This is a genomic window from Flavobacterium sp. N2820 (assembly GCF_025947285.1).
Classification (GTDB): domain Bacteria; phylum Bacteroidota; class Bacteroidia; order Flavobacteriales; family Flavobacteriaceae; genus Flavobacterium.
Map to the genome: position 1 here is coordinate 2,906,661 of NZ_CP110008.1, position 20,831 is coordinate 2,927,491.

Genomic DNA, 20,831 nt, shown 5'->3' on the forward strand with positions numbered 1-20,831 from the left:
TTTTTAACTTTCAAAAGATATAAATGGCAACTTTTTTTCAATAGTTGTCATTTTTGTTTTTAAATCTGCTATAAACTTCTGATGACTTTCCGTATTCTTATTAAACGGACGATGCTTCAGTCCTCTTTGAATGGAGCAAATCTCATTCATTAATCCAAATTCTGTTTCCGAAATAGTATTTTCAAAAAATTTAATCCATATGTAATCTATAGCTGTTTGATTAGGATGTAACATATCTTCGGCATAAAAACGATAATCACGCAGTTCATCCATCATGATTTCATAAGAAGGGAAATAGCTGGAAGAAGGAAATTGGAAATTGTAGGCATGTAAAGCAGCAATCAAATGTGCTTTGCTCAGCGTATTTTCCATAAAACCATCTTTAATATGCCGAACAGGAGAAACCGTATAAATGAATTTACAATTAGGGTTAACCGAATGAATTAAAGTATGGATATTCTTCAAACTTTTCTCAGTTTCTTCAATAGTAAGTAATTCTTTTGTAAACTGTTTTTGCGGCACTTTATGGCAATTGGCAACTACTTGGTTGGTTTTGATGTTTCGATACACCCAAGACGTTCCTAGTGTTATGATAATGTGTGTTGCATCCTTTAATTGTTTATGTGTGGCATCAATACATTCGTTTAAGGAATTCAAAAATACATTTTTATCCGAATTTGAGAGTTCCGAATGTACTTCAAAACAATGCCATAACTCATTATGAAAGAAAATATCGTTTTCTGTGAAATAGTTTTTTTCAATACTTCTTTCAATGATTTTTTTTAAAGAAACGGAATTAAAAATAATCCCAAACGGATTAAGTGTTGTTTGAAACTTAAAATATTTAAATTTTTCACCCATTGTTGAAGCAAAACAAGAACCAAATAAAACTATTTTAGAAGAATAGTCTATCGGGTAATTATTTTTTTGAATCGGAATTTTTGTGGTGAAGTGCATTGTTTAATCTTAAAAAAAATTATAAAAAACTAGTCAAAATTAGCCATAAAAAGCATTAATGATCTGTATAATTCATCAGTTGAAGAAAAGAATTTTTTTATTTTAGTACGACCTTCATCTGCGGTTTTAATATAATCTGATTTTATGGGTGCATATTTAATATTTTGTTGAAGAAATTCAGCATCATCTAGTTGATGAGCACTAATAACATGAGGTTTATTTCCAGTAACAATACCAGTAACTACAAAATTATCAGGATTATAACTTCCACTGCCTTTAATTAACTTTGCAGGAGCGTAGCCGTCAATAATCATACTGTAAAAATTACCTTTTTTATTTTGTATTTCAGTTTGATTATCAAGATATAATATGGTTACATATGCATTGTAATCAAATATTTTTTCTATTCCTTTTTCTGAATATTTCACTCTTATTAACGCATCATATTCTTTACTGTTGCAATAGTAATCTTCTGTGTCAAGATTTGAATCAAAAATAATTGAAGCCATTTCATACGATATATTATCATTAGCTCCTACCCAAGAATAAAACTCTAAGGAATATATTTGTTTATCTTGAGCATTTACAAACGATAAAAAGAAAAAGGCTATAGCTATTATAATATTTTTCATAAAAATAGAATTTTAGTTTCTCAAAGATAAACATTTTTTAAGTTTGATATTGTTAAGCCAATGACAATTCAGTTTTAGAGGTAAGTTTTAAATTAGAATTATAAATAAACGATTAATTTTACGAAGTATTTAATGCATTAAAAATGATTATAAAAGATTATTTAGAACCTAATGAAGGTTTTTCTCAAACAGTAATTGTAAAAACAGGAAGTTTTAAAACAATATATATTTCAGGGCAAATTGGCGATGGCCTAAATTTAGAAGCACAAACTATTGCTGTGTTTCAGAATTTAGAAAAACAACTTAAAAATAGTAATGCTGCTTTTAAAGATGTGGTAAAAATGAATACTTACATCGTAAATTTTAATCCAGAAATCGATTTGCCAATTTTCAGAAAAGTGAGAAAAGATTTTCTTGGGAATGAAAATTATCCTGCAAGTACTTTAGTCGGAATTCAAAGCTTAGGAAGAAAAGAATGGCTGATTGAGATAGAAGCGATTGCTGTGATAGAATGAAAAAACCCGATAGGTTTTAAACGTATCGGGTTTTGAGTTTATTTTTTTTCTTCTGCTTCTTTTTTTTCTTCTGCTTCTATCTCTTTTTTTGAAGCTTCGATTTTTTGTTCTAATCCTTCAATTTTCTTTTCGGAAGTTTTAATTTTTTCAGAATTTTTCTCAATCTTGTCAAGAGTCTTGTCAATCTCCTTATTTATTTTATTTGTTTTTTTTGTTTTCTCTTCTAAAGAAAGGTCCTTGTTATTATCAATTTCAACTAATTCCTCTGTTAATTGGGTCAGTTTAATATCTAATTCTTCTTGTTTTTGTTCGAATTTTTCCTTCTTGGTTGTTTCATTAACTAATTTTTCTTCATTAGTAACTACTCTATTTTGTAACATTCGCATCATCTGTTGCTGTTGCATCATTTGATTATGTTGACTCATTAATTGATTATTAATTTGTCTACTTGAAGGAGGTGTTGGAAACCTTTGTGAATGGCCTAAATTAGTAAGAATTAACAGTAATAAAGTTATTATAAATTTCATTTTTTTATTTTAAAAAGTCCACAGCCTTCTCTAATGTTTCTTTAATTCCATCTACATTTTTTCCTTTTCCAGAAGCGAAGAATGGTTGTCCACCACCATTTCCATCAATGAATTTTCCTAATTCTCTGATTATAGTTCCTGCATTTAATCCTTTTGCAGCAACTAATTCTTTAGAAATATAACAGTGAATATTTGGAGTGTTATCTTCAATTGATGCTAAAAATACAAATGCGTTTGGTTTTGAAGTTCCAATAGCTTGAGTTAAATCTTTAGTCGAACTCATTGATAAATCTACTTGTTTTGCTAAAAATTGGATTCCGTTGATTTCTTGGAAATCGGCAACTAACGTATTTTTTAATCCTTCGATTTTTTCTTTTACTAATTGCTCTAATTGTTTTTTCAATTTCGCATTATCATCTTGTAATGAAGCAACTGATTTTAAAACATCTTGTGGATTTTTCAATACTTCTTTTATTTCCGCCAATGTGTTTTCTTGTGAAGTATAAAAATCTTTCACAGCATCACCCGTAATTGCTTCTATACGACGAATTCCAGCAGCAACTGCTCCTTCAGAAATGATTTTGAAATGCCAGATTTCAGCGGTGTTTTTCACGTGAATTCCACCACATAATTCTTTACTATCGCCAAATTCAATCATACGAACATTGTCTCCATATTTTTCCCCAAATAATGCCATTGCACCTTTGTCTAATGCTTCTTTGATTGGAATATTTCTATGTTCTACCAATTGTAATTGTGCTTCGATTTGTGCATTTACACTTGCTTCAACCTGACGTAATTCGTCATCCGAAACTTTACTGAAATGCGAAAAGTCAAAACGCAAGTAATTTGGATTCACTAAAGAACCTTTTTGTTCCACATGTGTTCCTAAAATGGTTCTCAAAGCCAAATGCATCAAGTGCGTAGCCGAGTGGTTTTTAGAAGTCGAAGTTCTTAAATCGGTATTTACTTTTGCTACAAATCCAGCTTCAATGTTTTCTGGAAGTTGTTTTGCAAAATGTAATATTAAGTTGTTTTCTTTTTTAGTGTCAATAATTTCTATCGTTTCGTTTGCTGAAACTAATGTGCCTTTATCACCAACTTGTCCTCCACCTTCTGGGTAAAAAGGCGTATTGTCTAAAACAATTTGGTACAAAACACCATCTTTTTTTGAATCTACTTTACGAATACGCGTAATTTTTACTTCATTCTCGGTTTTGTCATATCCTACAAATGTTTCGACATTTCCTGGAATTAAAACATTCCAATCTTCAGTAGAAACTTCTGAAGCTGCACGTGAACGCGCTTTTTGTTCTTGCATTGCTACATTGAAACCAGCTTCATCTAAATCGTATCCTTTTTCACGAAGAATTAGGGCTGTTAAATCAATTGGAAAACCAAAAGTATCATACAATTCAAACGCTTTTGCGCCAGAAACTTCTTTTCCAGTGGTTTCAGCCATTACGTTTTCTAATAATTGTAATCCTTGTTCTAAAGTTCTCAAGAAAGAAGCTTCTTCTTCACGAATTACATTAGTAACCAATTGTTGTTGCGATTTAATCTCTGGAAAAAATTCGCCCATTTGATTCGCTAATACTTCTACCAATTTATTAATGAAAGGCTCTTTAGTGCCTAAAAACGTAAATCCGTAACGAATTGCACGGCGTAAAATTCTACGAATTACATAACCAGCACCAGTATTCGATGGTAATTGTCCATCAGCAATTGCAAATGCTACAGCACGAACGTGATCCACAATTACACGAATCGCAATGTTGGTTTTGTTTTGTTCTTCTGAAATGTTTTTAACTTCGTTAGAAGTGTATTTTAATCCTGTAATTTGTTCTACTTTTTCAATAAGCGGTGTAAAAACATCGGTATCATAGTTTGATGTTTTTCCTTGTAATGCCATACACAAACGCTCAAATCCCATTCCGGTATCAACGTGTTGCGCTGGCAATTTTTCTAGTGAACCATCAGCTTTTCGGTTGAATTCCATGAATACGTTGTTCCAAATTTCCACTACTTGTGGATGGTCGTTATTCACTAAACTTTTTCCAGAAACTAACGATTTTTCTGCTTCCGTACGTAAATCAACGTGGATTTCAGAACAAGGTCCACATGGTCCTTGGTCACCCATTTCCCAGAAATTATCTTTTTTGTTTCCTAAAATAATGCGGTCTTCGCTAATTAATTCCTTCCAAATATCCCATGCTTCTTGATCAAACGGCACATTCTCATCAGGATTTCCTTCAAAAACAGAAACATATAGATTTTCTTTCGGAATTTTATAGACTTCCGTTAATAATTGCCAAGCCCAGTTGATGGCTTCTTTTTTGAAATAATCGCCAAAAGACCAGTTGCCCAACATTTCGAACATGGTATGGTGATAAGTATCAAAACCTACATCTTCTAAATCATTATGCTTTCCAGAAACACGAAGACATTTTTGCGTATCGGCTATTCTTGGGCTTTTTGGAGTGCCATTGCCTAAGAAATATTCTTTGAATTGGGCCATTCCCGAGTTGTTAAACATCAGGGTTGGATCGTCTTTTAAAACGATTGGCGCAGAAGGAACAATTAAGTGTCCGTTAGATTCGAAGAATTGTAAAAACTGTTTACGAATGTCTTGTGATTTCATTATCAATTATTTAGTTCTAGTTTTAATTATTGATTTTGATAAGAATATGAAATTAGATTTTCGAAAAACATCCCAACTAAAAAATAAAATAGCTTTAGAATGAAACATTTCTTAAATTTGTTCGTATAACCTATGTCAATCAATAAATTTGGCACAAAAATAGTATATTTTCATTTATGTCGAAGGTAAAATATTATTACGATTCAGAAAATTTAGCCTACAAGCGTATTCAGACTAAAAAAAGGAAGAAGTTTGGCTATATTGTGTTGTTTTTAGTGTCTTCGGCTTTGTTTGGGTTCTTAATTTTTTTGTTGTTGATAAACACCAGTTATTTTGAAACGCCAAAAGATAAAATTCAGGCACGAGAAATAGAAACTTTAGCTTTAAATTACAAGGTTTTGAACAAAAAACTGGATTTAATGAATGAAGTTTTGGAAGCCATTGAAAATAGAGATAATAATATTTATAGAATATATTTTAATACTTCACCAATTTCAGAGGAAGAACGAAAAGCTGGTTTTGGAGGTGTAAATAGATACAAAGATTTGCAAGGTTTTAATAATTCGGAGTTAATGGAAAACACAACAAAACGTGTGGATGTATTAACAAAAGAGTTGGTTATTCAATCCAAATCGTTAGATGAAATAGTTGCTTTAGCTAAACAAAAAGAGAAGTTGTTAGCAGCAATTCCTGCGATTCAACCGGTTAAAAACGAAGACTTAAAGCATATGGCTTCGGGTTATGGTTATCGAAGTGATCCGTTTACAAAAATAAGAAAGTTTCATTATGGCATGGATTTTACAGCCAAAACAGGAACGCCAATTTATGCTACAGGTGATGGAGTAGTTTTTAAAGCTGATGCATCGTTATCGGGTTATGGAAATCACATTGAAATTAATCATGGTTATGGCTATAAAACGTTGTACGCACATTTAAGCAAATACAAATGCAGACCAGGACAACGTGTAAAGCGAGGCGATATTATTGGATATGTAGGAAGCACCGGAAGAAGTCAGGCGCCACATTTACATTATGAAGTATTTAAAAATGGGGAACGCGTAAATCCGCTGAACTTTTATTATGGAAGTATTTCAGCAAAAGAATATATAGAGATTTCAAAATTAGCAAATCAAGAAAACCAATCATTAGATTAATGCATTTAGAATTAGCACCAAACAAAAGATATTACAGCATTGGCGAAATAGCCAAAGCATTTGATGTCAACGCATCCCTAATTCGTTTTTGGGATAAAGAATTCGATATTCTAAAACCAAAGAAAAACGCCAAAGGGAATAGAATGTTTACGCCAGAAGACGTTAAGAATTTGCAATTGATTTATCATTTGGTAAAAGAACGTGGGTTTACTCTAGAAGGTGCAAAAACACATTTGAAAGAAGGTCAGAAAAAAACGCTCGATAAATTTGAAATTATTAGCAAATTAGAAACGATTAAAGCACAACTGAATACGATTAAAAATCAACTATAAACAAATTAATAAACTTTAAAAATTTAAAAAAATGATGAGAAAATTTTTGCCTTGGATGATTGGTGGTGGATTACTTTTAATCCTTATATTTTGGTATATTAGTGTTAAAAACGGAGCAATCACAGTAGATCAAGCCGTGAAGAAAGAATGGGGAAATGTGGAAACATCTTACCAAAGAAGAAATGATTTGATTGGAAATTTAGTTAAAACAGTAAAAGGAGCTGCTGATTTTGAAAAATCTACTTTAGAGGCTGTTATTTCAGCAAGAGCAAAAGCGACATCAATAACTGTTGATCCAACAAATATTACACCTGAACAATTTGAACAATTTAATCAAGCACAAAGTGGTGTTTCTTCTGCTTTATCAAGATTATTAGTAACGGTTGAAAGATATCCTGATTTAAAAGCGAATCAAAATTTCTTGAAATTACAAGATGAATTGGCTAGTACAGAAAATCAGATTTTAACAGCAAGAACACGTTTTAATGAGTCTGTTGAAAAGTATAACAACTATGTTTTAAAAATGCCAAGAAGTTTAATTTTGTCAGATTATAAAGAAAAGGCAGTATTTAAAGCAGTTGCAGGTGCTGAAAAACCAGTGGATGTAGAATTTGATTTTAATAACGAGAAAAAATAATGTCAAAAACCGAAGATTTCTTATCAAAAGCAGAAGAGCAAGAAATTGTTCAAGCTATTGTTGAAGCCGAAAAAAATACTTCGGGAGAAATTCGTGTGCACATTGAAGAACATACAGAAAAATCACCTCTTGAGAGAGCTCAGGAGGTTTTTTTTGAATTGAAAATGGACGAAACGCAAGATCGAAATGGCGTTTTGTTTTACATATGTGTTTCGGATAAAAAGTTTGCTATTTTGGGTGATAAAGGAATCAATGAAGCAGTAGAATCTGATTTTTGGGATTGTACAAAAGATACGGTAATTGCTAGTTTTAAAGAAGGTAACTTCAAGAAAGGCTTGGTAGAAGGAATTCTTAGAGCAGGCGAACGATTGAAAAAATATTTCCCTTATCAATCTGATGATACCAACGAATTGTCTAACGAAATCTCAAGAAGTTAATATGAAAAAGTTATTTTTATTTGTATTAGCTTTAAGCGGATTGATGGCTCATGCGCAGTTTGATATTCCAAAAAAACCTAGTTTTCAAACGAGTGTTTATGATTATGAAGATATTTTAAACACATCAGATGAAAAACGATTAGAAGAAAAATTAGTTCGCTATTCTGATTCGACATCTACACAGATTGTGGTTATTACAATTCCAAGTTTACAAGGTGAAGATGTTGGAGTTCTTGCCACGAATTGGGCGCATAAATGGGGAATTGGTCAAAAAGATGAAGACAACGGAATGATTATTTTGCTTTCTAAAAATGATAGAGAAATTTCTATTCGATCAGGCTATGGTTTAGAAGATCGCATGACAGCAGGTATAACAGGCGAAATTATTAGAAACATAATTACACCCTATTTTAAAACGGATAATTATTTTGAAGGGTTAGACAAAGGTGCTGATGCAATTTTTGATGTATTAAAGGGGAAGTACAAAGGCACTCGAAAAGAGAAAAGCAAGAGTTTTCCTATTTTGCCCGTCATTATTTTTATTTTCGTTATTATCTTAATTATTTCTAAATCAAAAGGAGGAGGCCGTTCAGGTGGTTCAGGCGGAATTGATTTAGCAGATATTATTATCTTAAGTAGTTTAGGTAGAAGTGGTGGAGGTTTTGGTGGAGGTGGAAGCTTTGGAGGTGGTTCATCTGGTGGATTCGGCGGTGGCTTCGGAGGCGGTGGATTTTCAGGTGGAGGAGCTAGCGGAAGTTGGTAATCAAAATTATAATATAAAAAAAGCCCGCAATTGCGGGCTTTTTTGTCATATAGTTTAGGGGTAGTTTATTCAATCTCAAATGATTGGTTTTCGTTTGGTCCAGCTTGTCTAGCGTTTAAAGCTTTGTTTGATGAGTCAATTACAAACGCAACAAAACGAACATTACTTGCATTTACATTTCCAGGAATTGTATAAGTAAACGATTTAGAAAATTCATCATTAAGGTTTGTAGAACCTGTAATAGTTTCACCTAAAATGCTACTTGATAATACCGCTCTTAATACATGGTCATGTTCAAAACCAACAATAGGATTTACACCACCATAATAGGAAGTTGAATTGGTTTGATTGTAAATTAAGTTATCTTCTAGTGCATAAACAACCAATTTTAAATTGCTAAAGCTTTTTCCAAATTTAACCTTAACATTAACGGTTGAAGTGTTTCCAGAAGTTGTTGTTTCCATTGCAACACCTAATTTAGGATTTACTCCTGAAGTTAAATTAACGGCTTGATTTATTGAAGCATTTGAAGTTTCAGGATAATTCCATTCAGTATTTCTATTTAGCATTGCTGTTGGGTAACCTGTTAATCCAATTTGATTTTCTAAAGCTGTGGCTCCAGTAAAATTGTATGGATCTGAACCTCTGTGAATTGCAGTTACAACCACGTCAGATGTTTGTGCTTTAACTTGCTCAATTGCATAAGATACTCTTGGGCAAAACTGACACCAAGTACCTGTGAAATCTTCAATTAAAACTCTTTTATTAAAGTTGATAACTGGGTTAACTGTAACTTGAATTGTTGGTGAAGTTAAAGTTGCTCCAAGTGAATTAACATGTGTAGCATAAACATCTAAAGTTCCAGCAACATCTGTAGTGTAAGAACTTCCTGTAACGGCAGAACCATTTACAAAGAAAGTAGAATTTGCTGTTACACTACTTCCGTTATTGCCTAAACAAGCAAAATTTAATACACCTCCTGCGTCAATAAAACTTGGATTAGAAGTTACCGTAATCGAAGTTAAAGGAATAGGCACTGCATTAAAAACAACACTTAAATTTGAGCTAGTTGCTCCATCATAAGTAGCTTTTACATTAAAAGTCCCTGCAGTTGCAGATGTGTAAACATTGCCAACAATTGCAACGTCATTTACATAAAAAGTAGCATCGCTAGTTACATTATTTCCATCACCATCAGTAGCAGTTAAGGTAATATTTTCATTTACATATCTTGATGTAAAATCAGAAGTTACAGAAACAGTTGTATTATTTCCAGAACCTCCATCACTACTACAAGACGTGTAAATCAGTGATGTTAGAATAGCAAATGCTAATAAAATTTTTTTCATAATTTGGTTGTTAGTTAAGTTAAGTTAATTAAAGTTAAAAAAATGTTATAAAATGTTAATTTTATTCTTTTTATTTGCAAATAAAACAAATAATTTCTATAAATGAAAAAAATATTCTTATTTATTTTGTTAGTTGCAAATATATCCTTTGCACAGCAAGAATTTCCAACAGTTGATTTAAAATCTCTTGAAAGTGAGACAGTAAGCACTTCATCATTTAATGAAAATGACAAACTTTATGTGTTTTCTTTTTGGGCTACTTGGTGTGCACCATGTATACAAGAGTTAGAAGCAATTAGTGAAGTTTATGAAGATTGGAAAACGCAAATTAATGTTGAAATAATAGCTGTTTCAACGGATGATTCAAGAACTCAGAAGCGTGTAAAACCATTAATTAATGGTAAAGGATGGGCCTATACTGTTCTTTTGGATACGAATCAAGATTTGAAAAGAAGATTGTCAATTGCAAATATTCCTTACTTAGTAGTTGTTAAAAATGGAAAAATTGTCTTTATCCAAAATGGGCACACGCCTGGTGCCGAAGAAGAATTACTTGAAAAATTAAAGAGTTTATAAATCATGAAAAAATTTTCGCTATTATTTTTAGTATCATTAAGCACTGCAGTTTTTGGTCAAACAAATGATACCACTACAGAAAAAACTAAACTAAACTTTTTTGGAGGATTAGAATCAAATTCACAATGGTATACAAACGATAAAGAAAGAGAAATTAATCATCCAGAAGATCCATTTCGTTCAAACAGCTATTTGAATTTGAATCTTAATTATGGTAGATGGTCAGCAGGTATTCAAGGTGAAGCATATGAACCAAATGCACTGTTGAATTATAATCCAAAGTATAACCAAACGAAAGTAGCAACTTATTATGCAACTTATAAGTCTACAAAGTTAGACGTTACAGCTGGATACTTCTACGAACAATTTGGTAGCGGATTATTGCTAAGAAGCTGGGAAGACCGATCATTAGGAATTAACAATGCCATTCGTGGAGGAAAGGTAACTTTCACGCCAACAGATAACTTGTTGTTTACAGCACTTTATGGAAATCACAGAACAGGTTTTGATGTTTCAGACGGTGATATTTATGGATTCAATTCGGATATTAACCTTTTTAAAATGCTAAAAATAGAAGGTTCTGATTTATCTGTAGGTTTTTCTTATGTAGGTAGATATGAAAAAACAGATGTGGTAGATCCAAATTTCGATAAACTTACCAACGCTTTTGCTGGAAGAATTAATTTTTCTAAAAATAATTTTTATTTGTTTACTGAATACAACTACAAATCAGATGATGCTGTATTGTATAATTTAGCGATAAATAATGATTTTGTTAAGCCCGGTTCTGCTTTGTTGCTGAATTTTGGTTATTCAAAAAAAGGATTTGGAATGGATGTGAATTTTAGAAGAATTGAAAACATGAGTTTTTATTCTGAAAGAGTTCCAGAGGATTATCCTGAAGCTTTGGCAACAAGTATCAATTTTAATGATAAAATGATGAATTTTGTACCAAGTTTAACGAAGCAACATCATTTTAATTTAGCCAATATTTATGTATATCAAGCCCAAGCTCAAGTTTTAATTGATCCTGATACGGGAGTAACAAAAGCAGGCGAAATTGGCGGGCAAATTGACTTATTTTATGATTTTAAAAAAGATACTAAATTAGGAGGAAAATATGGAACTAAAATTGCTGTTAATTTTAGCAATTGGAATAATTTAAAAGCTGATTATGTTTTATTTCCGCCAGATTATAAAACCGAATTTTTTGGTTTTGGTAAAAAATATTTTTCAGATTTTAACTTAGAAGTGACTAAAAGAGTATCTTCTAAAGCAACTTATAATTTTGCATACATCAATCAATATTATAACAATCGATTAATTACAGGAGCATCAAGAGTAACAGTTAAAACTAATATTCTTGCTGTTGAAGGGGATTATAAATTTTCTAAAGGTAGAGCAGCGAAAATCGCATTAGAACATATGTGGGCTGATAATGATAGAAAGAATTGGGCTGCTATTTTAGTAGAATATAATTTAAACACCAAATTTTCTGTCTTTGCTTCAGATATGTATAATTATGGTTATAAACATGACCCTTCTATATTAATCGATGATACAACTGACCAATTTGATATTCATTTCTATAATTTTGGTGGTGCTTATAAAAAAGGGAGTACAAGACTTGCTATAAACTATGGACGTCAAAGAGGTGGTTTAGTTTGCGCTGGAGGTGTTTGTAGATTTGTTCCGCCTAGTACAGGTCTAGGAATTACTTTGACTAAATCGTTTTAAATAGAAACTATTATACTTAAAAAAACTCGTTAGGTTCACTAACGAGTTTTTTTTTAATCTACCATGATGAACGAATTGCCATCTTTTTTCTTACCGCCAAATTTTTCTAATTTATAGGTTAAAGAAAACATTGCATATTGTTGTAAAACTGTATTTTCCATATCGGTAATGGCAGTTGGAGTAATGCTTCGGGTTGCACTGATGTTTTGGTTTAAAACATCATACACTTTTACTTTTGCTAATAATTTATCTTGAAAGAAATTATATCCCAAACTCAAGTTCCATAGATAAAAATCTTTTTGAAATCCATCTGCAATATTAGAGTTGTAATTGTAACCAAAATCACTACCTAAAACCACTTTTTTAGGCCAATAACTTGTGATTTCTAACTTGGCACTGTGCTTGAAATTTTTAGTGTTATCAATTACATAATTTGTATAATCATTGGTAATATAAGTGTATTTGTAAGATGGGCTAATCGTTATCATTTCATCAATTGACCAAGATATATTGGCTCTTGGATTTAAGGTCAATCCTTTTGATTCAAACAATTCTGCGTTGGTTAAACCTTGGTCGTAATTGTATCCCAATTGCATTCCTAAGCCATATTTAAGTGTTCTTTTTTCTTTCTTTATAGATTTGTTTAAGCTAAAACCTACATAGGTGTTATATGCTTTGCTTACGTTTTGATAAGTTGTTATTGCTTTAAAATCCGCATCATAAGTTGTAGAAGCTACGATTTGGTTCACGTTGTAATCTCCTCCAGCGTATGCATAAAAACCGCTTCGTGTAGCATAATCATAATTGTTGAAGTTCGTATAAAGAGAGTAATTTTCATTAGGTTTTAATTCTGCATTTCCAATAAAAGTATTTAAAGGGTTGCCTAGATTTTCAAAAGGTAAAATTTGATTAGCAGTAGGTAAATTGACTTCGTATGAATAATAACTGTAAATTGATTTTGATTTGCCTAATGTAACACTCAAATATCCATTCATTTTTGGATACATATAGTTTTTATTTACCGAAGTTTTGGTTGCCAAATAGTTGGATTGATTATTGAAATTAATAATCTCTGTTCCCATAGAAAAACTACCTCTAATTTTCTTTTTTCGTAAGCTAATTCCAACCATAGGAATCACTGAAGAAGTTCTAGAAACAATATCATTTGAAAGCAAATCATTAAAGTCTGAATATGCATTTAGTCCACTATCAAAATCATAGGTTTCTCTATTGTCATTTGTTTTTTTATAGCTATATGATGTTTTAAAATTAAATACCAATGAATCTCTTAAAGGTTCAGAGTAGCCAATTTCTGCCCTAAAACTATCATTTTTTGAATCGTCAATTCTAAATTGATCTCTATCGTCATCAGTATTTCCCGATTGAAAAAATGTAGTTGTTGTTTTGGTAAATAAATCAGCTTCGTTTTTGCTGTTTTCATTACTCATTGAAAAGCTCATTCCTCTTCCTTTTTTCTTAAACTGTTTGTATAAATAAAGGCTGTTTTTGAATGTATTGTTTTGGCTAGACCAATTGTTGTCGCTGGTGTTTTCATTTAAGGCCGTTCCAGATTCGTCGAAAGTTGCATCAAATCCGGTATTTTTGTTTTTCATTTCGCTTTTAGAAAAACTAGGACTCATGTATAGCGTTGTAGTAGAATCGATTTTTACTTCAAAATCCATTGCAATGCTATGTCCGTCAGTGATAGATTTGGTTTTTGATGCTGCTAATGTGTTTGTATTGCCAGTTGGAAGTAAATTAATTCGATTAGTTCTGTTATTATTGTTGGTTTCTGCGTTTGAATAATAATAACTTCCGTTTGGATTAATTTTCTTTTTAGCCCATTCATCTGCAAAGTTTATCCCTATCATATTAGATGTGGTAATTCCGTTATTTCCGCCAAACTGCATTCCATTAATGCCAAAACTACCGTTATCATTTACCCAAATAGAGCTATTTCTTCCGCCGCCCATATTGTCAAAAATTTCATCCATTGAAAACCCGATGGAGTTAATGTTATTGGCAGAACCTAGAATACTAATTTTTTGGGTGTCTTTAAAATAATTAAACAATAAGCTCGATTCATATCTGTCATCTGTGCCATAACCCACGTTTGCTTTACCAAATACACCTTTGTTTTTATCTTCCTGAATGGTTAAATTGATGGTTTTTTCATCTGAAGTGGCATCTTGACCGGATAATTCTTCTTCTTTGGTTTTGGTATCGGTTACTTGAACTTTATTGATTATTTCTGCAGGTAAATTTTGGGTTGCTATTTTACCATCTTTGCCAAAGAATGGTTTTCCGTTGACTAAAATATTGTTTACTTCTTTTCCGTTGACAGTAATTTTGCCTTCTTCATCTATTTCAACGCCAGGAAGTTGTTTTAATAAAGCTTCTACGTTAGCATCAGGTCTTACTTTGAATGATGATGCATTGAATTCTAATGTATCATTCTTGATGGTAATTGGTGGTGCTTCTGATTTTACAATTACTTCGTTTAAAGTGCTTACGTTTTCGGCTAATTTTACAAAACTGAAATCTTTATCCTTGTTTAAGCTTTCCAATTTTTCTGTATAATCTGTATAGCCGATATAAGAAACTTTGAAGAAAACTGGGGATTCGTTTTTCTTGGTCTTTATTTCAAAGTTCCCGTTTTTATCTGAAATAGTATAATCTACTACAGCTGAATCTTTTACCGATTTTAAATAGATTGTTGCCGATTCTAGTGGGAGTGAAGTGTTTTGGTCAATAATTTTTCCTTTTAATACAATGGTATTTTGGCTATAATTAATTGTAAAACAAAGTAGAAAGAACGCAAAAGCTAATTTTTGAAACATAAAATGAGATCGTTTTGTTAGTTGTTAAGTGTATTAAACAACGAATTAAAAAATTTATTGTGTAATTAAAAATTTTCTTACGAAAAATTTAACATGAAATTCATAATAACCATAAAAAAACCGAAGCGTTAACTTCGGTTTTCAACTATTTCTGTCTGAAATAAATATCTATTGGAACACCACTAAAGTTGTATTGTTCTCTTAATTTATTTTCTATAAAACGTTTGTATGGATCTTTCACATATTGCGGTAAGTTGGCAAAAAATACAAACTGAGGAGTTGGTGTTGGCAACTGCATACAATATTTAATTTTTACATATTTTCCTTTCAAAGCTGGTGGTGGTGTTGCTTCTATAATTGGCAACATCAACTCGTTGAATTTTGAAGTCGAAATACGCTGTTTTCTGTTTTCAAAGACTTCAACGGCAGTTTCTAATGCTTTTAATAAACGTTGTTTGGTTAAAGCAGATATAAAAAGGATAGGTACATCTGTAAAAGGTTGTAACTCTTCTCTAATTTTACGTTCGTAGTCACGAGTACTCATGGTATCTTTTTCTACTAAATCCCATTTGTTTACAAGAATAACCACACCTTTTCGGTTTTTTTCAGCCAACCAAAAAATACTTTGATCTTGTCCTTCAAATCCACGAGTGGCATCAATAACTAATAAACAAACATCGCTGTGTTCAATAGCTCTCACCGAACGCATTACAGAGTAAAACTCTAAATCTTCTTTTACTTTCGCTTTACGTCTAATTCCGGCAGTATCAACCAAGTTGAATTCAAATCCAAAACGGTTGTATTTCGTATCAATTGCGTCACGAGTAGTTCCAGCAATGTCGGTTACCACAAATCTATCTTCGCCAATTAAAGCGTTGATGAAAGATGATTTTCCAGCATTTGGTCTTCCTACTACGCAAAAACGTGGTAATGGTTCTACTTCTTCAGTAACTTCTGGCATTTCAGGCAACACTTCGACTAATTTGTCTAAAAGTTCTCCTGTTCCACTTCCGCTCATTCCCGAAATTGAATAGTATTCTCCTAATCCTAAATTATAAAACTCAACCGCGTCTTTTTCACGCATGGCGTTGTCAACCTTATTTACAACTAATAAAACAGGTTTTGTAACTTTTCTAAGCAATTTAGCCACTTCATCATCCATCGGCGTAATACCTTCCTCTACATCCACTACAAAAATGATTGCATCTGCTTCATCAATAGCTAATTCTACTTGACGACGAATTTCAGCTTCAAAAATATCGTCCGATCCTTTGATGTAACCTCCCGTATCAATTACAGAAAACTCCTTTCCATTCCACTCACTTTTTCCATAATTTCTATCACGCGTAACACCGCTTACCGAGTCAACAATAGCTTCTCTTCGCTGAATTAAACGGTTAAAAAATGTGGATTTTCCAACATTTGGTCTTCCTACAATGGCAACAATATTATTCATAATCTTATTTTGAATCGGCAAAAGTACGATTTTTTTTGGAGCTTTTTCCAGCTATCCACTACAACACCACAATTTTAGCTCTTTTTTTCTAAATTTATTCGGTCAGCTTCTAAGGTCGCTGTCCAAATAAAAAGAAAAAATAGGTCAAAAATTTGCGGGGTTTCCGTTTTTATCTGGGCTAGGGCGTGAAATTTGTTCAACATTTGTTAAAAATGTATATATTAGCTTTAAAATCAGAAGAAATGGAGCCTGAAAAAAGTATTGCACTACGACCAAAGTTTGAAGTCGAATCAAAAAACAGTGTCGATAAGATTTTAGAAAAAGCAAACCAGCTAAAAACTGAACTCAAAGCTGATTACCAAATTAAAATAATCGATGCGCATTTGTATTTCTATTTCAGCAAAGAAAAACGAAAATACTATTCCCCGTTTTTACATTTGGAATTAGAAGCTAATGAAGATAAAACAACAGTAAAAGGATTATTTGGTCCAGAGCAATTGTTATGGACACTGTTTATGTTTTTACACTTTATTATTGCAGGATTATTTTTAGTGTTTGCAATGATGGCTTACACGCATTGGTCGCTAAAACAATCCACGGTTTTAGATTTCAGCATCATGGGAATCATGGTAGTTTTTTGGTTTTCGCTCTATTTTATGGCGCGATTAAACAGAGAACGCGGTGTGCCACAAATGCACGAATTAGAAGATTTGATGTATAAGGTTTTGGAATAAAAAAACCTGATGAATATTCATCAGGCATCTTTTATCTTTCTTCTTTGCTTCTTCTTCTTATTTCTGGTTATACCCAAAACGTTTTAGTTGATAAGCACTGCTTCTCCAATCTTTATTTACTTTAACGTAAGTAGCCAAGTGAATTTGTTTTCCAAAGAATTTTTCTAAATCTTCTCTTGCTTGAATTCCAACACGTTTCAAAGCAGCACCTTTGTGACCAATGATAATTCCTTTTTGAGTATCGCGTTCCACCATAATCACGGCACGAATTCTAATAATGTTATCGTCTTCAATGAATTCTTCCGTTTCAATTTCTACGGCATACGGAATTTCTTTATCGTAATTCAACAAGATTTTCTCACGAATGGTTTCGTTAACAAAGAAACGTTCTGGTTTATCTGTTAAAGCATCTTTAGGGTAAAATGCTGGAGACACCGGAAGTAATTCGATAATTCTATCAAAAACGGTTTGTACATTAAAATTCTCTAATGCCGAAATAGGAAAAAGTTCTGCATTAGGTACTTTTTCTTTCCAGGCTTGTACTTGTTCTTCTAATTGTTCTTGGTTCGATTTGTCAATTTTGTTCAATAATAACAAAACTGGGATTTTAGAATGGATAATTTTATTAAAAAACGCTTCATCTTTTAATTCTTTTTCTCCAATTTCCACCATATAAACTAAAATGTCAGCATCTTCAAAAGCCGATTTTACAAAATCCATCATCGAATTTTGCAATTCATACGCCGGTTTTATAATTCCTGGCGTATCTGAAAATAAAACTTGAAAATCATCCCCATTTACAATCCCTAGAATACGATGTCTTGTAGTTTGTGCTTTCGATGTGATAATAGAAAGACGCTCACCTACAAACGCATTCATAAGAGTTGATTTTCCTACATTCGGATTTCCAATAATATTTACATAACCTGCTCTGTGCTCCATTTCAATTTATTTATGGGTACAAAGGTAGTGATAACGCCTGAAATAGTAGAAAGAAAACATTATTTTTAAAAAAGTCTTGTAATTTTAAATAAAGATTGTACCTTTGCACTCACAAATCGCGGGATAGAGCAGTAGGCAGCTCGTCGGGCTCATAACCCGAAGGTCACAGGTTCGAGTCCTGTTCCCGCTACAAATTTATTGAATTACAACCGTACATCGCGGGATAGAGCAGTAGGCAGCTCGTCGGGCTCATAACCCGAAGGTCACAGGTTCGAGTCCTGTTCCCGCTACTAAGAAGCTTCACAGAAATGTGGAGCTTTTTTTATGTAATTAATTCATTGATAAATAATTAGACTTTCTTTTCTGTTGTTTTTTGCTGAATTTAATAATAAAACACTACTTTTGCACCTTTATTTTAAAAATATGAATCCAAAGAAAATTGCCGAGTACAGAAAGTTACTTGATGTTACTAAAACAGCTACGCTAAAAGAATTAAAAACGATTTACAGAAATAGTATGAAAGAAGATCATCCTGATACTATAGCTGATCCGGTGGAGCGTTTAGCAGCAGAAGAAAGAAGTAAAAATATTATTGAAGCTTATCATTTCCTAGTAAGTATTGCTCCTGAAACGCAAGAAAAAAATAAAGAAGTATACCAAAAAACAACTACAACGGTTAACATCCAAGATTTTTATATGGATAATGGCGTGTTGTATATTTCGTTTTTAGACGGTAGCAACTACGAGTATTTTAGTGTGCCAAAAGTAACTTACATTAAAATGGTAAATGCAGAATCGCCTAGTCGTTTTGCAAGAAGACACATTTATAATGAATTTTTATACCGAAGTGCCTCAAAATTAGTGGCAAGCGAATAATAGTTTTTTGTACTTTTATCCAATGAAAATTAGGATAAAATTAATAGCATTATTATATATTCTCATTACTTTTTCTTGTTCTAAAGATGAAGTAACGAATAATTCACAAGAGTTTATCAAGGCAGCAGACCTATCAATGTTGCCTTTGATAGAGTCTGAAGGAACTATTTACTACAATAACAACACTATTCCCGAAGATGCACTGCTAACACTAAAAAAAGCAGGTTGCAATACAATTCGAATTAGGCTTTGGCATACACCAACTGTAAATCAATCAGGTTTTAATGAAGTGAAAGCTCTAGCGCAGCGGGTTAAAAATAATGGTATGAAGGTTTGGTTAAGCGTTCATTATTCTGATACTTGGGCAGATCCCGGAAATCAAATAAAACCATCGGCATGGAATAGTTTGACTTTTATGCAGTTAAAAGCGCAATTTGAAAATTACACAGCAACAATACTAAACGAAATTCAACCCGATATTTTTCAAATTGGTAATGAAATCAATAATGGTTTTATTTTTCCTGAAGGAAATTTGACATCAAATGAGTCTCAATTCTTATCACTATTAGCTAGTGCAAGCACTGTAATTAGAGCCAATAGCCCATCAACAAAAATTATGTTACACTATGCCGGAATTGATGGTGCGTCTTGGTTTTTTTCAAAAACTGCAGCAATTGATTATGATTATATTGGATTGTCTTATTATCCAATTTGGCATGGAACGGATATCAATTTATTGCAGCAAACCATGACTTCATTGGGTCAAACACACAATAAAAAAGTATTAGTTGCCGAAACTTCCTATCCATTTACATTGGATTGGAACGATTGGACCAATAATGTAATTGGTTTGCCAAATCAAATTCATCCCAATTTTCCTGCTTCTCCAGAAGGTCAAAAAGCTTTCTTACAACAGATTAAAAATACTGTAAAAAACACACCAAATGGATTAGGATTTTGTTATTGGGGAACTGAATGGATCGCTTTTAGAGGAGCAACATCTACAAATGGTTCTTCATGGGAAAATCAAGCTCTTTGGGATTTTAATCATAAGGCATTACCAGCAATGTCGGTTTTTGAATAATTTTTTATATTTTTTTCCGAAATATAGTTTTGCCAAAGGAATAAAGAGCCTACATAAATTTGCCTATCCGTTTTTTAATTGCCAAAATTTATGTAAGTTTGATGGACTAACCAATAAACTATATCAATTATGGAAATGAATTATTTAGCTATTTTAGTAGCTGCTTTATCAAGTTTTGTTGTCGGATTTGTTTGGTACAATCCAAAAGTTTTTGGAACCATTTGGATGAATGAAATCGGAATGACCGAAGAAAAAGCTAAAACAGGAAATATGGCAAAAATCTTTGGGTTAACATTCGTTTTTGCTTTTTTGTTAGCTTTTATGATGCCTACATTAGTAATTCATCAAATAGGTGCTTTACAATTAGCTGGTGGAAATGAAAAAGATGAGGCTTTTTTAGCCTATATGCAAGTTCATGGACACATGTTCAGAAGTTTTGGACATGGAGCTTTACATGGATTTTTTGCTTCATTATTTGTTGTGGTTCCCGTAATAGCAACCAATTGTTTATTTGAACAAAAATCTTTTAAATATGCAGCAATAACATCGGGTTATTGGATATTGGTAATGACTTTAATGGGAGCTATTATTTGTGGTTGGAAATAAATTAAAATTTAACATTTAATTATATAGGAATCGCTC

At 32.2% G+C, this 20,831-nt stretch carries 20 protein-coding genes and 2 tRNA genes; 14 read left to right on the forward strand and 8 right to left on the reverse strand.

From position 1 onward, the window contains the following. Positions 1 to 3: 3 nt before the first annotated feature. Positions 4 to 957: a GSCFA domain-containing protein gene (locus tag OLM52_RS13635; protein WP_264549040.1), complete on the reverse strand. Its 954-nt coding sequence runs from the start codon at positions 955 to 957 to the stop codon at positions 4 to 6. 29 nt (positions 958 to 986) lie between these two features. Beyond that, positions 987 to 1,589: a hypothetical protein gene (locus OLM52_RS13640; RefSeq protein WP_264549041.1), complete on the reverse strand. Its 603-nt coding sequence runs from the start codon at positions 1,587 to 1,589 to the stop codon at positions 987 to 989. A 143-nt stretch (positions 1,590 to 1,732) separates the two neighbouring features. Here OLM52_RS13640 and OLM52_RS13645 point away from each other — a divergent pair, with 143 nt between their 5' ends. Further along, the gene (locus tag OLM52_RS13645; RefSeq protein ID WP_264549042.1) at positions 1,733 to 2,104 is read left to right on the forward strand and encodes a RidA family protein; all 372 of its coding nucleotides are present in this window, start codon (positions 1,733 to 1,735) and stop codon (positions 2,102 to 2,104) included. A gap of 38 nt (positions 2,105 to 2,142) precedes the next feature. On the opposite strand, the gene OLM52_RS13650 is transcribed toward OLM52_RS13645, so the two are convergent. Both OLM52_RS13650 and alaS read right to left on the reverse strand, forming a co-directional pair. Then, complete coding sequence (locus tag OLM52_RS13650) at positions 2,143 to 2,631, reverse strand: hypothetical protein (protein WP_264549043.1); 489 nt, start codon at positions 2,629 to 2,631, stop codon at positions 2,143 to 2,145. Positions 2,632 to 2,635: 4 nt separating this feature from the next. After that, positions 2,636 to 5,272 (reverse strand): alanine--tRNA ligase, encoded by a 2,637-nt coding sequence (gene alaS, locus OLM52_RS13655; protein ID WP_264549044.1) that lies wholly within the window; start codon positions 5,270 to 5,272, stop codon positions 2,636 to 2,638. A 176-nt stretch (positions 5,273 to 5,448) separates the two neighbouring features. Between alaS and OLM52_RS13660 the strand changes: the two genes are divergently transcribed. Genes OLM52_RS13660 through OLM52_RS13680 form a run of 5 tightly spaced genes read left to right on the forward strand, consistent with a single transcriptional unit; the run spans position 5,449 to position 8,595 of the window. Next, a complete protein-coding gene (locus tag OLM52_RS13660; protein WP_264549045.1) occupies positions 5,449 to 6,426 on the forward strand; it encodes a M23 family metallopeptidase in 978 nt (325 codons plus the stop codon). Beyond that, positions 6,426 to 6,758: a MerR family transcriptional regulator gene (locus OLM52_RS13665; RefSeq protein WP_008256484.1), complete on the forward strand. Its 333-nt coding sequence runs from the start codon at positions 6,426 to 6,428 to the stop codon at positions 6,756 to 6,758. The genes OLM52_RS13660 and OLM52_RS13665 overlap by 1 nt, the downstream gene beginning before the upstream one ends. A gap of 34 nt (positions 6,759 to 6,792) precedes the next feature. Beyond that, positions 6,793 to 7,395, forward strand: coding sequence for a LemA family protein (locus OLM52_RS13670; RefSeq protein WP_264550555.1), 603 nt, complete (start codon positions 6,793 to 6,795; stop codon positions 7,393 to 7,395). Continuing rightward, on the forward strand, positions 7,395 to 7,832 hold the full coding sequence (locus OLM52_RS13675; protein ID WP_264549046.1) for a TPM domain-containing protein: 438 nt from the start codon (positions 7,395 to 7,397) through the stop codon (positions 7,830 to 7,832). The genes OLM52_RS13670 and OLM52_RS13675 overlap by 1 nt, the downstream gene beginning before the upstream one ends. 1 nt (position 7,833) lies before the next feature. Next, positions 7,834 to 8,595, forward strand: a complete 762-nt coding sequence (locus tag OLM52_RS13680; RefSeq protein WP_264549047.1) for a TPM domain-containing protein — start codon at positions 7,834 to 7,836, stop codon at positions 8,593 to 8,595. Positions 8,596 to 8,660: 65 nt separating this feature from the next. Here the strand turns inward: OLM52_RS13680 and OLM52_RS13685 are convergent, their stop codons facing one another. Further along, a complete protein-coding gene (locus OLM52_RS13685; protein WP_264549048.1) occupies positions 8,661 to 9,944 on the reverse strand; it encodes an Omp28-related outer membrane protein in 1,284 nt (427 codons plus the stop codon). A 102-nt stretch (positions 9,945 to 10,046) separates the two neighbouring features. Here OLM52_RS13685 and OLM52_RS13690 point away from each other — a divergent pair, with 102 nt between their 5' ends. Beyond that, positions 10,047 to 10,520, forward strand: a complete 474-nt coding sequence (locus OLM52_RS13690; RefSeq protein ID WP_264549049.1) for a TlpA family protein disulfide reductase — start codon at positions 10,047 to 10,049, stop codon at positions 10,518 to 10,520. A 3-nt stretch (positions 10,521 to 10,523) separates the two neighbouring features. Then, positions 10,524 to 12,257 carry a DUF6029 family protein gene (locus OLM52_RS13695; protein ID WP_264549050.1) on the forward strand — a complete coding sequence of 578 codons (1,734 nt, stop codon included), beginning with the start codon at positions 10,524 to 10,526 and terminating at the stop codon, positions 12,255 to 12,257. 53 nt (positions 12,258 to 12,310) lie between these two features. Here OLM52_RS13695 and OLM52_RS13700 read toward each other — a convergent pair whose 3' ends face one another. Both OLM52_RS13700 and der read right to left on the reverse strand, forming a co-directional pair. Beyond that, positions 12,311 to 15,097, reverse strand: coding sequence for an outer membrane beta-barrel protein (locus tag OLM52_RS13700; protein ID WP_264549051.1), 2,787 nt, complete (start codon positions 15,095 to 15,097; stop codon positions 12,311 to 12,313). A gap of 145 nt (positions 15,098 to 15,242) precedes the next feature. Further along, positions 15,243 to 16,553 (reverse strand): ribosome biogenesis GTPase Der, encoded by a 1,311-nt coding sequence (gene der / locus OLM52_RS13705; protein ID WP_264549052.1) that lies wholly within the window; start codon positions 16,551 to 16,553, stop codon positions 15,243 to 15,245. A gap of 212 nt (positions 16,554 to 16,765) precedes the next feature. Between der and OLM52_RS13710 the strand changes: the two genes are divergently transcribed. Beyond that, positions 16,766 to 17,287 (forward strand): hypothetical protein, encoded by a 522-nt coding sequence (locus OLM52_RS13710; RefSeq protein ID WP_264549053.1) that lies wholly within the window; start codon positions 16,766 to 16,768, stop codon positions 17,285 to 17,287. A gap of 57 nt (positions 17,288 to 17,344) precedes the next feature. Here OLM52_RS13710 and era read toward each other — a convergent pair whose 3' ends face one another. After that, entirely contained in the window at positions 17,345 to 18,229 is an 885-nt protein-coding gene (era, locus tag OLM52_RS13715) for a GTPase Era (RefSeq protein WP_133608057.1), read from the reverse strand. 117 nt (positions 18,230 to 18,346) lie between these two features. Between era and OLM52_RS13720 the strand changes: the two genes are divergently transcribed. The 5 genes from OLM52_RS13720 (at position 18,347) to OLM52_RS13740 (ending at position 20,795) form a co-directional block, all read left to right on the forward strand. Further along, positions 18,347 to 18,419, forward strand: a tRNA-Met gene (locus OLM52_RS13720). A gap of 27 nt (positions 18,420 to 18,446) precedes the next feature. Then, positions 18,447 to 18,519, forward strand: a tRNA-Met gene (locus OLM52_RS13725). 133 nt (positions 18,520 to 18,652) lie between these two features. Beyond that, positions 18,653 to 19,105, forward strand: coding sequence for a KTSC domain-containing protein (locus tag OLM52_RS13730; RefSeq protein ID WP_264549054.1), 453 nt, complete (start codon positions 18,653 to 18,655; stop codon positions 19,103 to 19,105). Between the two features lie 22 nt (positions 19,106 to 19,127). Further along, a complete protein-coding gene (locus OLM52_RS13735; protein ID WP_264549055.1) occupies positions 19,128 to 20,189 on the forward strand; it encodes an arabinogalactan endo-beta-1,4-galactanase in 1,062 nt (353 codons plus the stop codon). A 129-nt stretch (positions 20,190 to 20,318) separates the two neighbouring features. Further along, positions 20,319 to 20,795, forward strand: a complete 477-nt coding sequence (locus tag OLM52_RS13740) for a DUF1761 domain-containing protein (RefSeq protein ID WP_264549056.1) — start codon at positions 20,319 to 20,321, stop codon at positions 20,793 to 20,795. The last annotated feature ends 36 nt before the right edge of the window (positions 20,796 to 20,831 follow it).